This is a genomic window from Allorhizobium pseudoryzae (genome assembly GCF_011046245.1).
Classification (GTDB): Bacteria; Pseudomonadota; Alphaproteobacteria; order Rhizobiales; family Rhizobiaceae; genus Neorhizobium; species Neorhizobium pseudoryzae.
In genome coordinates, this window is the sequence record NZ_CP049241.1 from 2,918,658 (window position 1) to 2,939,422 (window position 20,765).

Consider the following 20,765-nt stretch of genomic DNA (forward strand, 5'->3'; position numbering starts at 1 on the left):
CCCCTCACCCCAGCCCTCTCCCCGCAAGCGGGGCGAGGGGGTTACCGTTCCTCTTCCGGCTTTACCGCGATCGCCGCTTCTGCCTGCCCGGCGACCGGCGGCGGGAGGGGCGTGCCACGCTTGCGCTCACGCACGAGCGTCAACAGGCCCGAGCCGACGATGAGGGCGATGCCGACACCCATCCACAGATCGACGTGATCGCCGAAGATCAGATAGCCGAGCAGGATCGCCCAGAGCATCTGGCTGTATTGCAGCGGGGTGACGATGGCGGCCGGCGCGTAGAAGGATGCGATCATCAAAAGAACCGTGCCGACGGCGGCCAGCAGGCCGAAGACGACGAGCAAGGAGAGATCCACGAGCGTCGGTGTCGTCCATTGCGGGATCATCGCTACCGCGCAGACGATGAGGCCGCCGAGCAGTCCGGCGCCATACATCGAGATGTTCTTCTCGCTTGGGCCCAGATAGCGGTAGATGATGACGGAGACGGCGCCGGTGAAGCCGGAGGCGAGGGCCGTCAGGTGGCCGATCGAGAGTTCGCGAAAGCCTGGCCGCAGCACGATCAGCACGCCGATGAAGCCGACGATGACGGCGGCCCAGCGGTTGGGCCCGACCTGTTCCTTCAGAAAGATGACCGACATGATGGTGGCAAAGGAGGGCAGCAGGAAGATCAGGCAGAAGGCTTCCGCCATCGAAAGTTCGGTAAACGCGATGATGCTGCCGACGGTACCGATCGAGGAGCAGACGAAACGCAAAAGCCAGAGCGGCCGGTTCGTCGTGCGCAGCATGTCGCGCCAGCTGTCGCCGCGCTTTAACAGGAAAGGCACGGCGGCAAAGCCGACAAGCGTGCCGATGAAACCCGCCTGGAAGGGCGGCACGCGGCCATCCACCAGTTTGACGGCAGCATCGCTGAAGGAATAGGCGGCAAAGCAGAGAAGGGCGATGACGACGCCCTTCAGGGTGGTATCGGCGGAGGAGGACAAGCGGGCATTCCGTCAGGAGAAAGACTGCTGACGGACTTAGGCCTCGCTCATCAAGGCGTCAATTGCCGTCAAAGCGCTCAGTTGAGATTTGCTCGCGCTTCGGCCTTGGCCGCGGCGATCTGGCGGAAGGCATCGGCCAGCACGTCCGGTGTCTGCGCGCCGCTGACTGCATATTGCTGGTCGATGATAAAGAAGGGAACGCCGTTGACGCCCATCTTCTGGGCGGCGGCGATCTCGCCGATCACCAGGTCCTTGTCGGCGTCGGACGCCAGCAGCGCGGCGATGACCGAACGCTCCAGACCGGCCTCTTCCGCAATGTCGAGCAGAACGGCATGGTCACCGACATTGCGGCCCTCTTCGAAATTTGCCTTGAAGAGCAGGGTCACGACCCGTTCCTGATGCTCGCGGCTTTCGGTCATGGCCCAGTGGATCAGACGGTGCGCATCGAGTGTGTTCGGGCCGATTTTGATCGCCTCGAAATCAAAGGCGATGCCGACCTCCCGGCCGAGTTCCGACAGCATGGCATGGCCACGGGAGACGGCTTCGGCTCCGCCGAGCTTGGCTTCCAGGGCTGCCTTCTGGTCGACACCTTCCGGCGGATAATCCGGATTGAGCCGGTAGGGGCGCCAGTTGATGTCGATGCCGACCGTATCCTGCACCTCGGCAATCGCCAGTTCAAGGCGGGCCTTGCCGAGATAGCACCAGGGGCAGACCACGTCGGATACGAGGTCGATCGTCAGTCTTTCCATGGTCTTTTCCTTTCAGGTTGCCTGGGCGAGACCGCGTCACTTCTGCGCGCGCGCATCCCACCAGGTCGGCAGTTGATAACCGTAAAGCGGCGTTGCGCTGGGATGCTCTATATGTTTCCAGCGCGCAACCCATTGTTCGCCGATATGGTAAAGTGGCACGAGATAGTGACCGGCCAGCAGCAAACGGTCATAGGCACGCACGGCCGCCGTGAAATCGTCCATGGTCCTGGCATTCAGCATGGCCTCTATGGCGCGATCGACATCCGCATCACCCAAGCCGGCGAAGTTGAAGCTGCCGGGGCGATCCTTCGAATCGGAGCCCCAGCGCCCAACCTGCTCAATGCCGGGCGAGAGCGACGACGGGTAGGACTTCATGATCACGTCGTAATCGAAGGAGCCGGAGCGGCTCTGGTACTGCGCGTCGTCCACGGTGCGGATCGAGACATCGATCCCGATCATCTTCAGCGTGCGCTGATAGGCAACCGCCACCTTCTCCTGGTCCTGGTTCTGCGTCATGATCTCGAAAGCGAGCGGCTTGCCCGAGGCATCCATCATCTTGCCGTTCTTGATCGCATAACCGGCCTTCTTGAAGGTCTCGACGACCTCGCGCAGGATCTTGCGGTCTCCGCCAGAACCGTCAGACGTCATCAGGATCGACTTTCCGGCAAGGATCTCTGGTGCCACCCGGTCTTTGGCGGGCCCGAGGATGGCAAGTTCCTTCTCGTCCGCGGGGTGACCGACCGAGGAAAGCTTTGAGTTCTGCCAGAAGCTTTCGGTGCGTGTATAGGCGCCATCGAACAGGTTGCGGTTGGCCCACTCGAAATCGAAGGCCATCGACAATGCTTCACGAACGCCGTCATTCTGGAAGATCGGACGGCGCAGGTTGAAGACGAAGCCCAGCATGCCGGTCGGCAGTTCCGGCTTGAAGACGTCCTTCACCACATCGCCATTGCTGGCTGCCGGAAAATCATAGGCCCGCGACCAGTGCGTCGGATTTCCCTCGAGATAAACATCGATCGCGCCTTTCTTGAAAGCCTCGAACAGCGTGTTCTCCTGCAGGAAATATTCGACGGAGATCTCGTCGTAATTGTCGAAGCCGACCTTCGCCGGCACGTCCTTGCCCCAGTAGTTGGGGTCGCGCTCGTAGACGATCTTCTGCCCGGGCGTGAGGGACTTGACCGTGTAGGGGCCGGAACCGACCGGGACTTTCAGCGTCGATTGGTCGAAGGTGGCCGCGTCGATCGCATGTTTCGGCAGGATCGGGGTGGCAAAGGCCAGAATCAGCGGAAACTCGCGGTCCACCTTGTCGTTGAAGGTGAAGCGAACCCCGTGTTCGCCGATCTTTTCCATCTTCTCCACCGGCTTCAGGCGGTTGCTGAAGGGCGTGCGGCCCTTGTCGCGCAGGATTTCCAGCGAGAACATCACGTCTTCCGGTGTCACCGGCTGACCGTCGGACCATTTGGCCTTCGGGTTCAGGTTGAACTGGATGAAGGTGCGGTTCTCATCCCATTCAACGCTTTCCGCCAGCAGGCCGTAGAGCGTGAAGGGTTCGTCCGACGAGCGCACCATCAGTGATTCGTAGACGAGGTTGCCGAAGATATTGTCCCACATGCCGCGGGCCGTGGTGCGGATGCTCTTCAGATTGAACGGGTTGAGGCTGTCATAGGTGCCGACGACGCCGTAGGCTATTCTGCCGCCCTTCTTCACGTCCGGATCGACGTAAGGGAAATGCTTGTAATCGGCCGGCAGCGCCGGTGTGCCGTGCATGGCAACGCCGTGCAGGGGCTCGGCCAATGCCTGGCCGGCAAGAAGAGCAAGGGTCAAGGACAGCGATGTCAGGCGGCGCATGGTCACCTCGTGGCAAACGGTGGAAGCGTGATTCGCGTAAAGCTAACGTATCGGCGAGGCAAAAACCAATTCGTGGCCGCGAAACTTCAAGGCAAACGGCAAAACCGCAAAGTTAAGGCTGGATATCGAAACATCGCCGATGTAACAGGTGAGGCGAACGGGCGGGTCATTCAATTGCCTCATTTAAACGACAGGTGGTGGCGAAAGACCCCCGGCACGAAGCAGCCGTTGCAGGCTTCGGAAAACCGCTTTCAGGAGACGGATCTCGGTATGACGATCAACGCACACAAAGTTATCAGGACGGCTGTGTCCGCCCTTGCCCTGTCCATCTGTGCTAGCCCCATGGCTGCGTTTGCGCAGGATGCTGCCGCACCGGCCGGTGCCCCGCCGCTCGGCTGGTTCAAGACCTGCGACAAGCAGGGCGATAGCGATGTCTGCGCCGTGCAGAACGTGCTTCTGTCGCAGAACGGCCAGCTGATCACGGCTGTCGGCCTCATCACGGTCGAAGGCCAGGTGAACCGCAAGATCATGCAGGTGTCGGTTCCGTCCGCACGCCTGATCCAGCCGGGCATCACCATGCAGATCGACGGCGCCAAGCCGCAGAAGCTCGATTACGTTCTGTGCATTCCGGATCGCTGCACGGCTGAAATCCCGCTGACCGATCCGATGATCGCCAGCCTCAAGAAGGGCACGGAAGTGGTCTTCACCTCGGTGAACTTCCGCCGCGCCGCCAACCCCATCAAGGTTTCGCTGAGCGGCTTCACCGGCGCCTTCGACGGCAAGCCGATTTCGCAGTCGCAGCTCGCCGAAAGCCAGCGCAGCCTGCAGGAAAGCATGCAGAAGAAGGCGGAAGAGGCTCGCAAGAAGCTGGAAGACGCCCAGAATGCTGCGAAGGCCGGCCAGTAATCTGGCTGCTCCTTCTGACATTGTCATGAAGTGCGAAGGACGCCCGGCGACGGGCGTCCTTCTGCGTTTCAGGTGCTTGGTTCGTGCTAACGAAGCCAGCTCCGATCAGTGCGCAAGCATCGCCTTCGGCTTCAGCTGCCCGGTCGGGGCCTGTTCGAAGACCTGGGCGATCTGCGGGTTCTTCAACGGAATGCCGCTGCCGTCATGCTCCAGGTTCTGTTCGGACACATAAGCGACATAGGCTGTCTCATCGTTTTCCGCGAGCAAGTGATAGAAGGGCTGGTCCTTGTTCGGCCGGATCTCCGCCGGAATGGCATTCCACCATTCCTCGGTGTTGGCAAATTCGGGATCCACATCGAACACGACGCCGCGGAACGGAAAGACCTTGTGGCGAACAACTTCGCCGATCGTGAATTTTGCGATTCGTTGTTTCATGGCGCGAACTTCCTTTCGCATCCCATGTGGGAATTCACAAAACTGACATCAAGGGCAGGCGGTTGCGAGGCTTGCGGAATCCTGAACTGCCGCATCACCTCATGCAACGGCCTGCAGCGCCCGTCGTTTCGGCGCAGTCGCGAGAACCACCCCTCCGGTCACCAGAACGATGCCGGCGGCGTGGTAGGCCTCAAAACGCTCGCCCAGGAAAAGAATGGCAAGCAGGATCGACACGGGCGGCATCAGGTAGAGCGTCATTCCCGCCTTTGCCGGGCCGAAGACGCGCACGGCATGCTGGAAACAATAGAATGCTGACAGAGAGGCAAACACAATGATGCCTGCCAGCTTCAGCCAATCGTCGGTGCTGTCGGGCAGAGGTGCCGAGGACAGGAGTTCGACGACGGCCAGCGGCAGAAGAACGAGGGCGCCGGAGGCCGCAAGCAGCCCGAACAGCGAAATCGGCTTCATCGCGGCGACGGCTGGTTTGCGCAGCAGCATGGAATAGACCGCAAAGGCCACGGCTGCGAGGAGGACGCCGAAATCGCCGACGTTGAAGCGGAAATGCTGCAGGGCGTCCGGATCGCCCTTCAGCACAATGACGGTGACGCCGGCAAATGCGATCACCATGCCGACGATCTCTCGACCGATCAGCCGACGCCCCTGGAAGAGCCACTGGAACAGGATGATGAAGAGCGAGGATGTGGTGTAGATCAGGGTGGCGTTGGAGGCGGTCGTCAGCGTCAGCGCCCAATAGACGAAACCGCCGCAGATTCCCATGCCGAGGATGCCGAGCGTGAGCCACAGGCCGGCGTTGTGCCGCACGAAACTCAGGCACGCGGTTCTGTCGCGATAGAGGAAGGGCAGCATGATCAGCGTCGCGCCAAACCAGCGCAGGAAGGCCGTGATGAACGGCCCGATATCGCCGGTGATGCCACGGCCGAAGATGATGTTGGACGAGAAGAAGACCGGGGCGAGCAGGAAAAGGACCCAGTCGATCGGACGGGGCTGGCTCGTGCTGGGCGGCATCACACACTCCTGATCCTCCCGCACACAGGCTGTGCCCGTGGGGCGGCATAGGCTTCAACGCAAAACACCGGCAGCACGGGCTGCCGGTGTGGATGGTTCAGGACCTGAAACTTCGATCAGGCGGAATAATACATGTCGAACTCGACCGGATGCGGGGTCATTTCGAAGCGCATGACTTCCTGCATCTTCAGATCGATATAGGCATCAATCTGGTCGTCATCGAAGACGCCGCCGGCGGTCAGGAACTTGCGGTCCTTGTCCAGGCTGTCCAGCGCTTCGCGCAACGAACTGCAGACCGTCGGGATCTTCTTCAACTCCTTCGGCGGCAGGTCGTAGAGATCCTTGTCCATGGCCTTGCCGGGATGGATCTTGTTCTTGATGCCGTCGAGGCCGGCCATCAGCATGGCGGCGAAACCGAGATAGGGGTTCTGGGCCGGGTCGGGGAAGCGCACTTCAACGCGCTTGGCCTTGGGGCCGGAGCCGAACGGAATGCGGCAGGAGGCCGACCGGTTGCGTGCCGAATAGGCGAGCAGCACCGGCGCTTCGTAACCCGGAACGAGACGCTTGTAGGAGTTGGTCGTCGGGTTGGTGAAGGCGTTGATGGCCTTGGCATGCTTGATGATGCCGCCGATGTAATAGAGGCAGCTTTCCGACAGGCCGGCATATTCGTCGCCTGCAAAGGTCGGCTTGCCGTCCTTCCAGATCGACTGGTGCACGTGCATGCCCGAGCCGTTGTCGCCGAAGACCGGCTTCGGCATGAAGGTTGCCGTCTTGCCATAGGCATTGGCGACTTGGTGCACGACATACTTGTAGATCTGCATCTTGTCGGCATTGCGCACCAGCGTGTCGAACTTCACGCCGAGTTCGTGCTGGGCAGAGGCCACTTCGTGGTGGTGCTTTTCGACGACGACGCCCATTTCGGCGAGCACCGTCAGCATTTCCGAGCGCATGTCCTGCAGGCTATCGACCGGGGGAACCGGGAAGTAGCCGCCCTTGACGCGCGGACGGTGGCCGAGGTTGCCGGTCTCGTAATCCGTGTCGTCGTTCGACGGCAGTTCGGACGAATCGAGCTTGAAACCGGTGTTGTAGGGATCGGCCTTGTACTTCACGTCGTCAAACACGAAGAATTCCGGCTCCGGACCGACGAAGACGGTATCACCGATACCCGACGCCTTCAGATAGGCTTCCGCCTTCTTGGCGGTGCCGCGCGGATCGCGGTTGTAGGCTTCGCCCGAGATCGGGTCGAGGATGTCGCAGATGACGACCATGGTCGACTGGGCGAAGAAGGGGTCCATGTGGACCGTCGCCGTGTCGGGCATGAGGACCATGTCGGACTCGTTGATCGCCTTCCAGCCGGCAATCGACGAGCCATCGAACATGACGCCATCGGCGAACATGTCTTCATCCACGGCCGAAACGTCCATCGTCACGTGCTGCAGCTTGCCCTTGGGATCGGTGAAGCGCAGATCGACGAACTTGACGTCGTTCTCCTTGATTTGTTTCATGATGTCGCTTGCGGTCGTCATGGAAGCTCCCTTGAACTTTTCAGATTGGTTTGATTGCCCGGTGTTGATCACCCGGGTTCTTTTAGATGGCGTCCACGCCCGTTTCACCGGTGCGGATACGCACGACTTCTTCGATGTTGGACACGAATATCTTCCCATCGCCAATGCGCCCGGTCTGCGCCGCGTTGCGGATGGCATCGATCACGGCATCGACATTCTCGTCGGCCAGAACGACTTCCACCTTCACCTTGGGCAGGAAATCCACCACATATTCGGCGCCACGGTAAAGCTCCGTATGCCCTTTCTGGCGTCCGAAACCCTTGGCCTCCGTCACCGTAATACCCTGCAGTCCGACCTCTTGAAGCGCTTCCTTAACTTCATCCAGTTTGAAAGGCTTAATGATCGCTTCGATCTTTTTCATGAGAAAATATCTCTCCGCTTCTCCCTTGGGACGGGTTTGGTCCCGCCCGCCCGTCGTTATGCAGGTATCGTGCCAAACGCGCACAGGTTCCTGTTGATCCTTCCCGGCCGTGTCGGCCCGGAAGCGGCATTCTCCCCGCGTGCCGCATTGCAGGCTATGGTTTCGCAGCGCCGCTGGCAAGAGGCAGGATGAGGGCGCGAGCGCCGGGGCACGGGATTTTTCGCGGGCGGGCAGTTTGTGATGAAATTCAATGCAAAGGATGAATTTGTGGGCATTCAGAGATCCGCAAAGCCGCTTGTCTTTTTATCTCGTGACCGCTTCAATGACGGCATGTCGGCATTTGCAAAAATTCTGCTCACTCCGGACGAAATGGCAAAGGCGGATGCAGCAGCGGCCGCATCCGGTCTCGACTCGTTTGGCCTGATGGAAAGGGCAGGCCGGGCGGTGGCAGCCTGTGCGCTTCGCCACTTTCCGGAGGCTCTGCGTTTCGTGCTTCTCTGCGGGCCGGGCAATAATGGTGGCGATGCTTATGTGGCAGCCCGTGCGCTGGTGGAAGCGGGCGCCCGCGTTACGATGCATGCCTATGGCGAGCCGGATCGATTGGGCGGCGATGCGCTTACTGCCTTCCGCCGCTGCGGCCTGCCGGTTCGACCGCTTGCCGAGTATGCGCCGTCAGCGGGCGATGTGGTGATCGACGGCATCTTCGGCGCCGGTCTGTCACGGGATGTGCCGATCGAGGTCGCGCGCCTGATCGACCGGGTTGGTGCGGCTAAGGTGCCGGTGATTGCGATCGACCTGCCGTCCGGCCTCTGCGGTCTGCGCGGCCAGGCGCTTGGCGCCGCCTTTCGGGCCGAGCGCACGGTGACGTTCATGACGCGCAAACCGGGGCATCTGCTGATGCCGGGCAGGGAGCTGTGCGGCGAGATCGAGGTCTTCGATATCGGCATCCCGCAGCGGATCATCCGGGCTTCGGCCGGCAGAATTGCCGTCAACGGTCCCGACATCTGGGCGGCGTCTTTTCCCAGAATGGATGGCACCGCACATAAATATAGCCGCGGCCATCTCGGTGTGTTCAGCGGCGGTGCGGCAAAGACCGGCGCGGCGCGGCTGTCTGCGGCGGCGGGACTTGTCGCCGGTGCGGGGTTGGTCACCGTGGCTTCCCCCGCCGATGCCATGGCCGTGCAGGCGATGGCACTGACCGCCGTCATGCTGCGCCAGACGGAAACAGAGGCCCAGCTTTCCGACTGGCTATCGACGGCCAAGCTGCACGCCTTCGTGATCGGGCCGGGCTTCGGCATTGGCGAGAAAGCGCAGCGGTTCGTGCAGCGCGTCAGCCACCTTCCAACCGTCGTGGATGCCGACGCCATTACGTCCTTCTCGGACAATCCGGAGCGTCTGTTCAGTGGGTTTTCCGAGGGCCAACCGCACCTTGTGCTGACGCCGCATGAGGGCGAGTTTTCACGCCTGTTTCCAGACATCGCCGCTGACGCAAGCCTTGGCAAGGTGGAGCGCGCGCAGGCCGCCGCAGGCCGTTCCCATGCGGCGGTTGTCTACAAGGGCGCCGACACGGTGATCGCGGCGCCGGATGGGCGCGTCCTGATCAACGAGAACGCCCCGCCCTGGCTTGCCACCGCGGGCTCGGGCGACGTGCTGGCCGGCATTATCGGCGCACTTCTGGCGCAGGGCATGCCGGCCTTCGAGGCGGCTGCGGCCGGCGTGTGGCTGCATGGCGAGGCGGCCCAGGTTGCCGGACGCGGCCTGACGGCGGAAACGCTCATCCACCATATTGCAGATGCCCTGCAGCGCCTCGACTGAGGCGCCAGAGGGCGCTCAGCCCGCCACCTTTTTCTGCAGCAGCCGTGCGCCATTCGGCGCATTGACCTTGCCGCCGGAGATGAAGAAGGCAAACACGTCGCGCGGTGTCTGTGCGGGTTTGTGGTCCGGCGCGTTCAGCGGCAGATCGGCCGGTACGTCACCCTTAGCATAAGTCTCCAGCCGCTTCGCCCACTCATCGATCTGCGCGACCGGATAACAGGTTGGGGTGTCATCGGTGCCCCGTTGCAGCCGCGCATAGACAAAATCGGCGGTGACATCCGCAAACATCGGATAATCCGCATGGTCGGCGCAGACGGCTGCGACATTGTATTTTGCGAGAAGTGAGACGAATTCCGGCGTGCAGAAGCTGTCGTGACGCGGCTCCACCACATGGCGCAGGGGCAGTCCATCGAGATCCTTCGGCAGCAGGGCCAGAAAGGCCTCGAAATCGTCCGGTTCGAATTTCTTGGTGCCCATGAACTGCCAGAGAATGGGACCGAGATGGGATCCCAGTTCGGTAATGCCCTGGCCCAGGAACTTGTCGATCGAAGGGCCGGCTTCGGCAAGAATTTTACGATTGGTGCAATACCGGCTCGCCTTCAGCGAAAAGACGAAGTTCTCGGGCACCTCGGCGGCCCACTTTGCGAATGTCGCGGGTTTCTGGCTGGAATAATAGGTGCCGTTCACCTCGATCGCCGTCAGTTCACGGCTGGCAAATTCCAACTGCCGCTTCTTCGGCAGCTTTTCCGGGTAGAAGGTTCCTTCCCAGGGATCGAAGGTCCAGCCACCGATGCCGGTGCGGATGATGCCGTTTGCTGTCATGCGAAGCTCCCATTGAGACGCGCGGGTGAAAGGATTAGATTAAGGGGCAGATGAGCGCGAGGTTTCCCCATGACCGTGATCCGCATATCCAGGGCCGATAGCGAATTGTCGAAGCTGATCGACCGTGTCGAAGCCGGCGAAGAGATCGTGCTGGCCCGCGATGACGCGCCGGTGGCAAAGCTGGTGGCCGTTGAAGACCAGCAGCCACAACCTGTCCGCGGATATGGACGACTGGCCCACCTGCGCGACAAGATACCGGCCGATCTCTTCCTAGAGCCCATGTCGCAGGACGAGTTGGATGCATGGGAGGGCAAGTATTCCCATCCCGCAGACAATGGACAATGAACTACCTGCTCGACACGCACGCTCTTCTCTGGTGGCTGATGGCTGATCCGCGCCTCAGCCGGACGGCCAAGGATGTCATCGACAACGCCGCATTCTCCCGTCACGTCAGCGCCGTGAGCGGCTTCGAGATTGCAAACAAGGTGCATATCGGCAAGCTTGAACAGGCGCGCCCCGCGGTCGAAACATTCGACGTGATCCTGGTCGATGCGCAACTGACCAAGCTGAACGTCACCCATGCGCATGCCCTCCTTGCCGGTACCCTGGAAAGCCCTCATCGTGACCCCTTCGATCGCCTTCTGGCGGCGCAGGCGATGCTCGAAGGACTGACCCTCGTCACAGCCGACAGGGCATTTACAAGCTTCGACGTTCCAACCCTCTGGTAGACCGCATCACTCCGCCGCTTCGACCTTCTTCACCGGCCGCCGCTGCAGCAGTTCCTTCAGGAACTGGCCCGTATAGGACCGCTTTTCCTTCACCACATCTTCCGGTGTGCCCACCGCGACCACTTCGCCGCCGCCTGTGCCGCCTTCCGGGCCGATGTCGATGATCCAGTCGGCGGTCTTGATGACCTCCAGATTGTGCTCGATCACCACCACCGAATTGCCCTGGTTGACCAGTTCATGCAGCATTTCCAGGAGCTTGGCGACATCATGGAAATGCAGGCCGGTGGTCGGCTCATCCAGGATGTAGAGTGTGCGCCCGGTCGATCGTTTCGACAATTCCTTCGCCAGTTTCACACGCTGCGCCTCGCCGCCGGAGAGCGTGTTGGCCTGTTGGCCGACCTTAATATAGCCGAGCCCGACCTCGAACAGCGCCTGCAGCTTGTCGCGCACCGCCGGCACGGCGGAGAAGAAGTCGACGCCTTCTTCCACCGTCATGTCCAGCACGTCGGCAATCGACTTGCCCTTGAACAGAACGTCCAGCGTTTCGCGGTTGTAGCGCTTGCCGTGGCAGACGTCGCAGGTGACGTAGACATCCGGCAGGAAATGCATCTCGATCTTGATGACGCCGTCGCCCTGGCAGGCCTCGCAGCGGCCGCCCTTGACGTTGAAGGAAAAGCGGCCGGGTTGATAGCCACGCGCCTTGGCTTCCGGCAGGCCGGCGAACCAGTCACGGATCGGCGTGAAGGCACCGGTATAGGTGGCCGGATTGGAGCGCGGCGTGCGGCCGATCGGCGACTGGTCGATATCGATGACCTTGTCGATGAATTCCAGCCCGTCGATGCGCTCGTGGTCCGCGGGAATTTCGCGCGCACCCATCACGCGGCGGGCCGCTGCCTTGTAGAGCGTCTCGATCAGGAAGGTCGACTTGCCACCGCCGGAGACGCCGGTAACGGCGGTGAACAGGCCGAGCGGCACCGAAGCCGTGACACTCTTGAGATTGTTGCCGCGGGCGCCAACAACCTTGATCTCCTTGCCCTTCTTCGGCTTGCGCCGTTCGGCAGGCACGGCGACACCGAGTTCGCCGGAGAGATATTTGCCCGTCAGCGATTTCGGATGGGCCATGACCTCCTTCGGCGTGCCGGCCGCGACCACCTGGCCGCCATGCACGCCAGCGGCCGGGCCGATATCGACGACGTAATCGGCGGTCAGGATCGCGTCCTCGTCGTGTTCGACCACCAGCACGGTATTGCCGATATCACGCAGGTGCTTCAGCGTGTCGAGGAGGCGCGCATTGTCGCGCTGGTGCAGGCCGATCGACGGTTCGTCCAGCACGTAGAGAACGCCGGTGAGGCCGGAGCCGATCTGCGAGGCAAGCCGGATGCGCTGGCTTTCGCCGCCCGAGAGCGTCCCCGAGGAACGCGAGAGGCTTAAGTAATCCAGGCCGACATCGTTGAGGAACCGCAGTCGGTCGCGGATCTCCTTCAGGATCCGCACGGCGATCTCGTTCTGCTTGGCCGTCAGTTTCTCGGGCAGCGCCTCGAACCAGTCGCGCGCCAGCCTGATCGACATTTCCGTCACTTCACCGATGTGCAGCCGGTCGATCTTCACCGCGAGCGCCTCCGGCTTCAGGCGGTAGCCGGCGCAGGCGGGGCAGGGGGCGGCAGACATATACCGCTCGATCTCCTCCCGCGCCCAGGCACTGTCGGTTTCCTTCCAGCGGCGCTCGAGGTTCGGCACGATGCCTTCGAAGGTTTTTGTCGTCTTGTAGGAGCGGGCGCCATCGACGTAGCTGAACTCGATCTTCTCCTCGGTCCCCTGCAGGATGGCCCGTTGTGCCTCCCTCGACAGTTTCGACCAGCGATCCGTCAGCTTGAAGCCAAAGACCTTGCCGAGCCCCTCCAGCGTCTGATTGTAGTAGGGCGATGTCGATTTGGCCCAGGGCGCAATCGCGCCATCCTTCAAGGTGCGCTCCGCCTCCGGCACGATGAGGTTCTCATCCACCTTCTGCTGGGCACCGAGACCGTCACAGGTTGGGCAGGCACCGAAGGGATTGTTGAACGAAAACAGCCGCGGCTCGATTTCCGGAATGGTGAAGCCGGAGACCGGGCAGGCGAATTTTTCCGAAAACAGAACCCGTTCATGGGTTTCGTTCAGCGACTTGTTGGCCGAACCGCCGGCTGCGGTTTCCTCCGGCGGCAGGGGCTTGTCGGCGAACTCCGCCACCGCCAGGCCATCCGCCAGCTTCAGGCAGGTCTCCAGGCTGTCCGCCAGTCGCGCGCCGATGTCATTGCGCACAACAACGCGGTCCACCACCACGTCGATATCGTGCTTGTATTTCTTGTCGAGGGCCGGCACGTCAGCGATCTCGTAGAACTGGCCGTCGACCTTGACGCGCTGGAAACCCTTTTTCATCAGGTCCGCCAGTTCCTTTTTATATTCGCCCTTTCGACCGCGCACCATCGGCGCCAGAATGTAGAGGCGGGTGCCGTCGCCGAAGGCGAGAACGCGATCGACCATCTGGCTGACCGTCTGGCTCTCGATTGGAAGGCCCGTCGCCGGCGAATGGGGCACGCCGACCCGCGCAAACAGCAGGCGCATATAGTCGTAGATTTCGGTGACGGTCCCGACCGTCGAGCGCGGGTTCTTCGACGTCGTCTTCTGTTCGATCGAGATCGCCGGTGACAGGCCGTCGATCTGGTCGACATCCGGCTTCTGCATCATTTCCAGAAACTGGCGCGCATAGGCCGAAAGGCTTTCGACATACCGTCTCTGGCCTTCCGCATAGATTGTATCGAAGGCGAGCGATGATTTGCCCGACCCGGACAGGCCGGTCATCACGATCAGGCTGTTGCGGGGCAGGTCGAGGTCGATGCCCTTCAGGTTGTGCTCGCGGGCGCCGCGGATGGAAATCGTCTTCAGTTCGCTCATCGTGGAAAAGGCTCTTTGGGAGGACAAGTCCTCTTATGTAGTGATCCCTCGGCGGCTGTCGAGCCGAGACTTGCCGCACATGCAGCTTTCGATTCGACTCCTACGTCCAAGGATGTTGACAGGATCATAGCGAAATACTAGAACAAATAAAGAACAAATTTGCTTGTGGATTAAGCCCGTATGGTTTCCTGCGGCCGGCGGGGATGGTTTACACTGGTCGCCACAAACCACTGAGAACAAACCAAGGCGAATGGCCGCGCGAGGCGGCAGACAGGGTGATGAAATGGCTGGCAGCGTCAATAAGGTGATTTTGGTCGGGAATGTCGGTGCGGACCCGGAAATCCGCCGCACGCAGGACGGCCGGCCGATCGCCAATCTGCGCATCGCGACGTCGGAAAGCTGGCGCGACCGCAACAGCGGCGAGCGTCGCGAAAAGACGGAGTGGCACAATGTCGTGGTCTTCAACGAAGGCCTCTGCAAGGTGGTCGAGCAATACATCAAGAAGGGCGCCAAGCTCTACATCGAAGGCGCGCTGCAGACCCGCAAGTGGCAGGATCAAAACGGCAATGATCGCTACACCACGGAAATCGTGCTGCAGGGCTTCAACTCGACGCTGACCATGCTCGATGGTCGTGGCGGCGGCGAGGGCCAGAGCGGCGGCAATGTCGGTTATGGCGGCGGTCGCAGCGGTGGCAATGCCGGTGGAGGGGATTTCGGCGGCGGTTATGACGATTATGATCGCGCGCCGGCAAGCTCCGGCCGTGGCGGCAGCCAGTCATCCGGCAGTGGCAGCGGTGGCTTTGCGCGTGATCTGGACGACGACATTCCGTTCTGAGGCTGAGACTGGATGGCGGAGAACGCCCCGGCTTCGGCTGGCGCGCGTTCTCCGATCCGGAACGTAGGCCTGATCAGACTGGTTTGTCAGGTCGGTTCTGTCGGCCGGTGTGAGGTGGAGGCCTCTGCCGGCCGTCTGTCTTCCAGCATGGCGACAAGGGCGTCCGACTGGGAGATGATGCCGGTGAGCTTGTTGCCGTCGCGAACGACCGGCAGGTCGTGCAGTCCGCCTTCGGCAAACAGGATGATGGCGTCGGCCACGGGCGTCTCGGGTCGCACGGTACGCACCGGCGTGGTCATAATGTCCTTTACCGTGTCGTTCGGCGCGCTGGTGCCGGCAAACGCCAGGCTGAGGCGTTGGATGATGCCGATGCGCGGTCGCCCCGCGACCCAGCGCGGCTTGTAGAGAAAATCGCTCTGGGTGACGATGCCGACGACTTCGGCCTGCTCGTTCGTCACCGGAAGCGCGCGAAAATGATGCCGGCGCATCAGCTCGTGCGCCTCCTTCAGCGGCGTGTCCGGCGCAACGGCCACGACATCCCGCGACATGATGCTGTCGCACGCCACATGGATGGCGCGCCGCCGATAGGAGCGCAGTTCCGTCCGTCGCAGGATGGTTTCAAGATCGCCGCGGTCGATATCGAGGAACTGGTCGTAGTCCTTCAGCACCTCGTCGAGATCGGTCGAGGTGAAGCCGATCCGGGCGGCGGCGGCGGGATCATCGGTCTCATGCCGCTTGAGGGCCGGCTGCAGGCGGTGCGGATAGGTGCCCTTTGTCAGTCGATGAAACAGCAGAGCGACCGCGAGCAGCAGAAGCGAATTGCCGAGCACGGGCCACAGCACAAAACCAAAACCGAGATCGCGGATGGCGACCCCGCCGGCAACCGCCGTCAGCGCCACGGCACCACCGGGCGGGTGCAGGCAGCGGCAGGCCGTCATGGCGGCAATGGCGAGCGACACCGCCACGCCGGCCGCCAGGGCCGGTTCCGGGATCAGAGAGGCGGCAATGACGCCGACGATCGCCGAAATGCCGTTGCCGCCGACGACCGACCAGGGCTGGGCCAGAGGGCTTGCCGGCACGGCAAACAGCAGCACGGCGGACGCGCCCATGGGGGCGATGATGGCCGGCAGCGGCAGACCCTGGCGGACGGCGACAAGGCCGACGAGCGCCGTGAGTGTGATGCCGATCAGCGCGCCGAGCGGCGCACGGATGCGCTGCCGCAGGCTGAGTGGTGCGGTGGCCGGCAGGAAACGGTGAAAATTCATGGTCATGCGGGCGAAGATCGTTTCGAAGGAGGGGACGCCGCGGCGTTGGCGGCGCTCGGTCTTAAGAACAGGTCGCGCAAACGGGTGCGGCAGCTTTGCGATTTAGAGCGCGAAGGCCGAACGGACACCATCCACGACGAACTGGACGGAGAGGGCGGCCAGCAGCACACCGAGCAGACGGGTCAGGATCGCGCGGCCGGTGACGCCAAGGATCCGGTCCAGCCGGTCGGCCACCAACAGCGCCGCCAGCACGATCGCCATGGTGACGACCAGCATGCCGATCAGAATGGCCCTGTCGAGCGGTGCGGCAAAGGAACCGGCGAGAAGGACCGTTGCCGAAATGGCGCCTGGCCCGGCAATCAGCGGCAGGGCCAGCGGAAACACGGCGATGTTCTGGATATGGTCGATGGTGATGGCCGCCTTGGAGGTCTCTTCCTTGCGGTCGTTGCGCTTCTGGAAGATCATCTCGAAGGCGATCCAGAAGAGAAGCAGGCCACCCGCAATGCGGAAGGCCCCCATGGAAATGCCGAGCACCGAGAGAATGCCGGCGCCGAAGAGCGCAAAGACGGTCAGGATCGCAAAGGCGATCAAGGTGCCGCGGAGAGCGACCTGCCGGCGCTGGGCGCGATCCAGCCCGGCGGTCAGGCCGAGGAAGATCGGGGCAAGGCCGGGCGGATCCAAGGTGACGAGGAGCGTCGTGAACGCGCTCATGATGCTGTCTGCGGTCGCCAATCCGGTATTCTCCCTGTTCCCGTGCTTGCCGAATGTCTCCGGCAAGGATAGACCACATTGCGTGAACAAACAGCTGTTGCCTGAGGCCCCCGAGGGGCGTTGTGTTGAAATGCCCTGCAAATGGCGCAAAAGCCTGTTCAAAACCATCGCGCAAATTGGCGTTCGCACAGCCGTTCCGCTATAAAGAAACAACTGATTCCGAACAGAGATCGTATCCGATTTGACTGAGCAGAGCACCCCCGGCGGCGGAAAGCTGCCTCCCGGCATCGAACCTATTTCCATCATGGAGGAGATGCAGCGCTCCTACCTCGATTACGCCATGAGCGTCATCGTAAGCCGTGCGCTGCCCGACGTGCGTGACGGTCTGAAGCCGGTTCATCGACGCATCCTCTACGGGATGAACGAACTCGGGCTGGACTGGAACAAGAAATACGTGAAGTCGGCACGTGTCACCGGTGACGTGATGGGTAAATACCATCCGCACGGCGATGCGGCGATCTATGATGCGCTCGCCCGCATGGCGCAGGACTGGTCGCTGCGCATGCCGCTGATCGACGGTCAGGGCAATTTCGGCTCCATCGACGGTGACCCGCCGGCCGCCCAGCGTTATACGGAATGCCGCCTGCAGAAGGTGGCGCATTCGCTGCTCGACGATCTCGACAAGGAAACCGTCGATTTCCGCGACAACTATGACGGCACGCTGTCCGAGCCGGTCGTGGTGCCCGCCAAGTTCCCGAACCTTCTGGTCAACGGCGCGGGCGGCATTGCCGTGGGCATGGCGACCAACATTCCGCCGCACAATCTCTCGGAAGTAATCGACGGCTGTATCGCGCTGATCGATAATCCGGCGATCGAACTGCCGGAGCTGATGCAGATCATTCCGGGGCCGGATTTCCCGACGGGTGCGCTCGTGCTCGGCCGGTCCGGCATCAAGTCGGCTTACGAGACGGGCCGCGGCTCGGTGATCATGCGCGGCCGTGCCCGCGTCGAGCCGATGCGCGGTGATCGCGAGCAGATCATCATCGATGAAGTTCCCTACCAGGTGAACAAGGCGACGATGATCGAAAAGATCGCCGAGCTGGTGCGCGAAAAGCGCATCGAGGGCATTTCCGATCTGCGCGATGAAAGCGACCGGCAGGGTTATCGGGTCGTGATCGAATTGAAGCGCGATGCCAATGCCGACGTCATCCTGAACCAGCTCTACCGTTACACGCCGCTGCAGACATCCTTCGGTTGCAACATGGTGGCGCTGAATGGCGGCAAGCCCGAACAGCTGACGCTGATCGACATGCTGAAGGCCTTTGTCAACTTCCGCGAAGAAGTCGTTAGCCGGCGTACGAAGTACCTGCTGCGCAAGGCGCGCGACCGTGCGCATGTCTTGGTCGGTCTTGCCATTTCGGTTGCCAATATCGATGAGGTGATCAACCTGATTCGCAGGGCTCCGGACCCGGCAACCGCCCGCGAACAGCTGATGGAACGCCGCTGGCCGGCGAAGGATGTGGAATCCCTTATCCGGCTCATCGATGACCCGCGTCACCGCATCAACGAAGACGGCACCTACAACCTTTCGGAAGAACAGGCCCGCGCCATTCTTGAATTGCGCCTGGCGCGCCTCACCGCGCTGGGTCGCGATGAAATCGCGGATGAGTTGAACAAGATCGGCGCCGAGATCAGCGATTACCTTGACATCCTGTCGTCGCGCCTGCGCATCCAGCAGATCGTCAAGGACGAGCTGATCGGCGTTCGCGACGAGTTCGGCACGCCGCGCCGCACCGAAATCATGGATGGCGGTCCGGACATGGACGATGAGGATCTCATCGCCCGCGAGGACATGGTCGTCACCGTGTCGCATCTCGGCTATATCAAGCGCGTGCCGCTCACCACCTACCGGGCGCAACGTCGCGGCGGCAAGGGCCGCTCCGGCATGGCAACGCGCGACGAGGATTTCGTCACGCGTCTGTTCGTCGCCAACACCCACACACCGGTTCTGTTCTTCTCCTCGCGTGGCATCGTCTACAAGGAAAAGGTCTGGCGCCTGCCGATCGGTACGCCGCAATCGCGTGGCAAGGCGCTCATCAACATGCTGCCGCTGGAACCCGGCGAACGCATCACCACGATCATGCCGCTGCCGGAGGACGAGGACAGCTGGGCCAATCTCGACGTGATGTTCTCGACGACGCGCGGCACCGTGCGCCGGAACAAGCTGTCGGACTTCATCCAGGTCAACCGCAACGGCAAGATTGCAATGAAGCTGGAGGAAGAGGGCGACGAGATCCTGTCGGTCGAGACCTGTTCGCCGCCGAATACGGACCTCAACCTGCCGGGCGACGACGTGCTTTTGACGACGGCGCTTGGCCAGTGCATCCGTTTCCCCGTCGAGGACGTGCGCGTCTTTGCCGGCCGCAATTCCATCGGCGTGCGGGGCATTACGCTCGCTGAAGGCGATCGCCTGATCTCCATGACCATTGTCGGCCATGTGGCGGCCGAGCCCTGGGAGCGTGCCGCCTACCTGAAGCGCTCGGCTGCCGAACGCCGTGCCGCGGGGGTCGATGAAGAGGATATCGCGCTTGTTGGCGAGGAAGTGACCGAAGAAGGTCAGCTGAGCGACGAACGCTACGAATATCTGAAGGCGCAGGAGGAGTTCGTCCTGACGATTTCCGAACGCGGCTTCGGCAAACGCTCCTCCTCCTACGATTTCCGTACCTCCGGTCGCGGCGGCAAGGGTATCCGCGCCACCGACACCTCGAAGACCAACGAGATCGGTGAACTGGTTGCCGCCTTCCCGGTCGAGGACAAGGACCAGTTGATGCTCGTCTCCAACGGCGGCCAGTTGATCCGCGTGCCGGTGGATGGAATCCGCATCGCCAGCCGTGCGACGAAGGGTGTGACGATCTTCTCGACGGCCAAGGACGAGAAAGTGGTCTCCGTGGAGCGCATCAGCGAACCGGAAGGTGACGAAGAAAACGGCGTATTGGCCGAAGAGATCACCGCGGAAACCGGTGACCTCGGCGAACCGGCACCGGGCGGCGAGACCGAATGAGAAATGGCGGGCGGGTGGCGTGATGTCACCGCCCGCTCTTCACATCAATATCCGTTCAGGTTTCTGAACGGGGTGAGGACAACAAAAAAGCCGGGCTGCATGACCCGGCTTTTTTGTTGGGAGGGTTGTCTTCGTCCTGGGAGGGGAAGTCAGAATGCACTGTGGCGTCGGGCAAAGTCGCGAAGATTTTCGCGCTCGCGACGGAGTTCTGTAATGGAGCTTGCCACGGATGCGACGAACATGGTGCTGATCAAACCGGTGAGCACAATCATGGCAAGGTACATGGCAGTAACTCCTGTCTCCGTGAGCTTTAGCCCTCAGTAATAGGGCTGCTCGTTATACTGACCCGTGAGCTGGGTATAATTGAAATGAGGCGCGTCAGACTTGCCCTGGTAGAGAGTGAAAGTAGCAGTCATCATGACGGCGATCATGGCTGTCCAGACAAGATTGATCATCGTAATCGTGTCCGGCATGGCCGTTTTCCTCTTGGCAAACATTTCCAAGTTCCTTCTTGTCTCTAGAACGCGTTCGATGCGAACATGTTCCGCACCAGTATGAACGGGCTTTAACCGTTTCCCTCTGAAGCCACCCTGAAAGCGCCGTTCATCTGGCGTTCAGGAATCTTTAAGGGTTTGCCTCAGGCCGGGTCCATCATCCATTCGATTGCGAAGGACACGAGCACGGCGGTGAGAACGAGAACGGCAAGCATCGTTGGTCTCCATCCGACCGG

Annotated in this window: 19 protein-coding genes; 6 read left to right on the top strand and 13 right to left on the bottom strand. The window is 61.7% G+C overall.

Translation table 11 applies throughout. The annotated features are described in order from the left end of the window. Positions 1-41: 41 nt before the first annotated feature. The 3 genes from G6N78_RS14055 to G6N78_RS14065 form a co-directional block, all read right to left on the bottom strand. A complete protein-coding gene (locus G6N78_RS14055; protein WP_165219457.1) occupies positions 42-980 on the bottom strand; it encodes a DMT family transporter in 939 nt (312 codons plus the stop codon). A 77-nt stretch (positions 981-1,057) separates the two neighbouring features. After that, entirely contained in the window at positions 1,058-1,729 is a 672-nt protein-coding gene (locus G6N78_RS14060) for a DsbA family oxidoreductase (RefSeq protein ID WP_165219459.1), read from the bottom strand. Positions 1,730-1,765: 36 nt separating this feature from the next. Then, the gene (locus G6N78_RS14065; RefSeq protein ID WP_165219461.1) at positions 1,766-3,577 is read right to left on the bottom strand and encodes an extracellular solute-binding protein; all 1,812 of its coding nucleotides are present in this window, start codon (positions 3,575-3,577) and stop codon (positions 1,766-1,768) included. Between the two features lie 270 nt (positions 3,578-3,847). Between G6N78_RS14065 and G6N78_RS14070 the strand changes: the two genes are divergently transcribed. Continuing rightward, positions 3,848-4,483: an invasion associated locus B family protein gene (locus G6N78_RS14070; RefSeq protein ID WP_165219463.1), complete on the top strand. Its 636-nt coding sequence runs from the start codon at positions 3,848-3,850 to the stop codon at positions 4,481-4,483. Positions 4,484-4,588: 105 nt separating this feature from the next. On the opposite strand, the gene hspQ is transcribed toward G6N78_RS14070, so the two are convergent. From hspQ to G6N78_RS14090, 4 genes are all read right to left on the bottom strand, one after another. Further along, positions 4,589-4,918, bottom strand: a complete 330-nt coding sequence (hspQ, locus tag G6N78_RS14075; protein ID WP_165219477.1) for a heat shock protein HspQ — start codon at positions 4,916-4,918, stop codon at positions 4,589-4,591. A gap of 99 nt (positions 4,919-5,017) precedes the next feature. Then, positions 5,018-5,944, bottom strand: coding sequence for a DMT family transporter (locus G6N78_RS14080; RefSeq protein ID WP_165219479.1), 927 nt, complete (start codon positions 5,942-5,944; stop codon positions 5,018-5,020). Positions 5,945-6,060: 116 nt separating this feature from the next. Next, a complete protein-coding gene (glnA, locus tag G6N78_RS14085) occupies positions 6,061-7,470 on the bottom strand; it encodes a type I glutamate--ammonia ligase (protein ID WP_165219481.1) in 1,410 nt (469 codons plus the stop codon). A 61-nt stretch (positions 7,471-7,531) separates the two neighbouring features. Beyond that, positions 7,532-7,870 carry a P-II family nitrogen regulator gene (locus tag G6N78_RS14090; protein WP_165219483.1) on the bottom strand — a complete coding sequence of 113 codons (339 nt, stop codon included), beginning with the start codon at positions 7,868-7,870 and terminating at the stop codon, positions 7,532-7,534. A 330-nt stretch (positions 7,871-8,200) separates the two neighbouring features. On the opposite strand from G6N78_RS14090, the gene G6N78_RS14095 reads away from it, so the two are divergent. Beyond that, a complete protein-coding gene (locus G6N78_RS14095) occupies positions 8,201-9,685 on the top strand; it encodes an NAD(P)H-hydrate dehydratase (protein ID WP_165221812.1) in 1,485 nt (494 codons plus the stop codon). Between the two features lie 15 nt (positions 9,686-9,700). Here G6N78_RS14095 and G6N78_RS14100 read toward each other — a convergent pair whose 3' ends face one another. Beyond that, on the bottom strand, positions 9,701-10,507 hold the full coding sequence (locus tag G6N78_RS14100; protein ID WP_165219485.1) for a DUF72 domain-containing protein: 807 nt from the start codon (positions 10,505-10,507) through the stop codon (positions 9,701-9,703). A 69-nt stretch (positions 10,508-10,576) separates the two neighbouring features. Between G6N78_RS14100 and G6N78_RS14105 the strand changes: the two genes are divergently transcribed. Both G6N78_RS14105 and G6N78_RS14110 read left to right on the top strand, forming a co-directional pair. Continuing rightward, positions 10,577-10,852 carry a type II toxin-antitoxin system Phd/YefM family antitoxin gene (locus tag G6N78_RS14105; RefSeq protein WP_165219487.1) on the top strand — a complete coding sequence of 92 codons (276 nt, stop codon included), beginning with the start codon at positions 10,577-10,579 and terminating at the stop codon, positions 10,850-10,852. Next, a complete protein-coding gene (locus G6N78_RS14110; RefSeq protein WP_165219489.1) occupies positions 10,849-11,235 on the top strand; it encodes a type II toxin-antitoxin system VapC family toxin in 387 nt (128 codons plus the stop codon). The genes G6N78_RS14105 and G6N78_RS14110 overlap by 4 nt, the downstream gene beginning before the upstream one ends. Before the next feature lie 6 nt (positions 11,236-11,241). On the opposite strand, the gene uvrA is transcribed toward G6N78_RS14110, so the two are convergent. Continuing rightward, entirely contained in the window at positions 11,242-14,163 is a 2,922-nt protein-coding gene (gene uvrA / locus G6N78_RS14115) for an excinuclease ABC subunit UvrA (protein ID WP_165219491.1), read from the bottom strand. Positions 14,164-14,446: 283 nt separating this feature from the next. Here uvrA and G6N78_RS14120 point away from each other — a divergent pair, with 283 nt between their 5' ends. Beyond that, positions 14,447-14,998, top strand: a complete 552-nt coding sequence (locus G6N78_RS14120; RefSeq protein WP_165219493.1) for a single-stranded DNA-binding protein — start codon at positions 14,447-14,449, stop codon at positions 14,996-14,998. Between the two features lie 86 nt (positions 14,999-15,084). Here G6N78_RS14120 and G6N78_RS14125 read toward each other — a convergent pair whose 3' ends face one another. Beyond that, positions 15,085-16,269, bottom strand: a complete 1,185-nt coding sequence (locus G6N78_RS14125) for an HPP family protein (protein WP_165219495.1) — start codon at positions 16,267-16,269, stop codon at positions 15,085-15,087. Positions 16,270-16,365: 96 nt separating this feature from the next. Beyond that, positions 16,366-16,995: a MarC family protein gene (locus G6N78_RS14130; RefSeq protein WP_165219497.1), complete on the bottom strand. Its 630-nt coding sequence runs from the start codon at positions 16,993-16,995 to the stop codon at positions 16,366-16,368. 220 nt (positions 16,996-17,215) lie between these two features. Here G6N78_RS14130 and gyrA point away from each other — a divergent pair, with 220 nt between their 5' ends. Beyond that, a complete protein-coding gene (gene gyrA / locus G6N78_RS14135) occupies positions 17,216-20,035 on the top strand; it encodes a DNA gyrase subunit A (RefSeq protein ID WP_165219499.1) in 2,820 nt (939 codons plus the stop codon). 149 nt (positions 20,036-20,184) lie between these two features. On the opposite strand, the gene G6N78_RS25955 is transcribed toward gyrA, so the two are convergent. Further along, positions 20,185-20,319 (bottom strand): hypothetical protein, encoded by a 135-nt coding sequence (locus G6N78_RS25955; RefSeq protein WP_272955614.1) that lies wholly within the window; start codon positions 20,317-20,319, stop codon positions 20,185-20,187. 33 nt (positions 20,320-20,352) lie between these two features. After that, a complete protein-coding gene (locus G6N78_RS14140; protein ID WP_165219501.1) occupies positions 20,353-20,508 on the bottom strand; it encodes a hypothetical protein in 156 nt (51 codons plus the stop codon). Positions 20,509-20,765 lie beyond the last annotated feature (257 nt).

Excerpts from the sequence above, each read along its gene's own strand:
- G6N78_RS14120 (WP_165219493.1), top strand. The coding sequence starts at position 14,447 with ATGGCTGGCAGCGTCAATAAGGTGATTTTGGTCGGGAATGTCGGTGCG.
- glnA (WP_165219481.1), bottom strand. The coding sequence starts at position 7,470 with ATGACGACCGCAAGCGACATCATGAAACAAATCAAGGAGAACGACGTC.
- G6N78_RS14100 (WP_165219485.1), bottom strand. The coding sequence starts at position 10,507 with ATGACAGCAAACGGCATCATCCGCACCGGCATCGGTGGCTGGACCTTC.
- G6N78_RS14125 (WP_165219495.1), bottom strand. The coding sequence starts at position 16,269 with ATGACCATGAATTTTCACCGTTTCCTGCCGGCCACCGCACCACTCAGC.
- G6N78_RS14090 (WP_165219483.1), bottom strand. The coding sequence starts at position 7,870 with ATGAAAAAGATCGAAGCGATCATTAAGCCTTTCAAACTGGATGAAGTT.
- G6N78_RS14105 (WP_165219487.1), top strand. The coding sequence starts at position 10,577 with ATGACCGTGATCCGCATATCCAGGGCCGATAGCGAATTGTCGAAGCTG.
- hspQ (WP_165219477.1), bottom strand. The coding sequence starts at position 4,918 with ATGAAACAACGAATCGCAAAATTCACGATCGGCGAAGTTGTTCGCCAC.
- G6N78_RS14080 (WP_165219479.1), bottom strand. The coding sequence starts at position 5,944 with ATGCCGCCCAGCACGAGCCAGCCCCGTCCGATCGACTGGGTCCTTTTC.
- G6N78_RS14095 (WP_165221812.1), top strand. The coding sequence starts at position 8,201 with ATGTCGGCATTTGCAAAAATTCTGCTCACTCCGGACGAAATGGCAAAG.
- G6N78_RS14060 (WP_165219459.1), bottom strand. The coding sequence starts at position 1,729 with ATGGAAAGACTGACGATCGACCTCGTATCCGACGTGGTCTGCCCCTGG.
- G6N78_RS14140 (WP_165219501.1), bottom strand. The coding sequence starts at position 20,508 with ATGCCGGACACGATTACGATGATCAATCTTGTCTGGACAGCCATGATC.
- G6N78_RS25955 (WP_272955614.1), bottom strand. The coding sequence starts at position 20,319 with ATGTACCTTGCCATGATTGTGCTCACCGGTTTGATCAGCACCATGTTC.
- G6N78_RS14065 (WP_165219461.1), bottom strand. The coding sequence starts at position 3,577 with ATGCGCCGCCTGACATCGCTGTCCTTGACCCTTGCTCTTCTTGCCGGC.
- G6N78_RS14070 (WP_165219463.1), top strand. The coding sequence starts at position 3,848 with ATGACGATCAACGCACACAAAGTTATCAGGACGGCTGTGTCCGCCCTT.
- uvrA (WP_165219491.1), bottom strand. The coding sequence starts at position 14,163 with ATGAGCGAACTGAAGACGATTTCCATCCGCGGCGCCCGCGAGCACAAC.
- G6N78_RS14110 (WP_165219489.1), top strand. The coding sequence starts at position 10,849 with ATGAACTACCTGCTCGACACGCACGCTCTTCTCTGGTGGCTGATGGCT.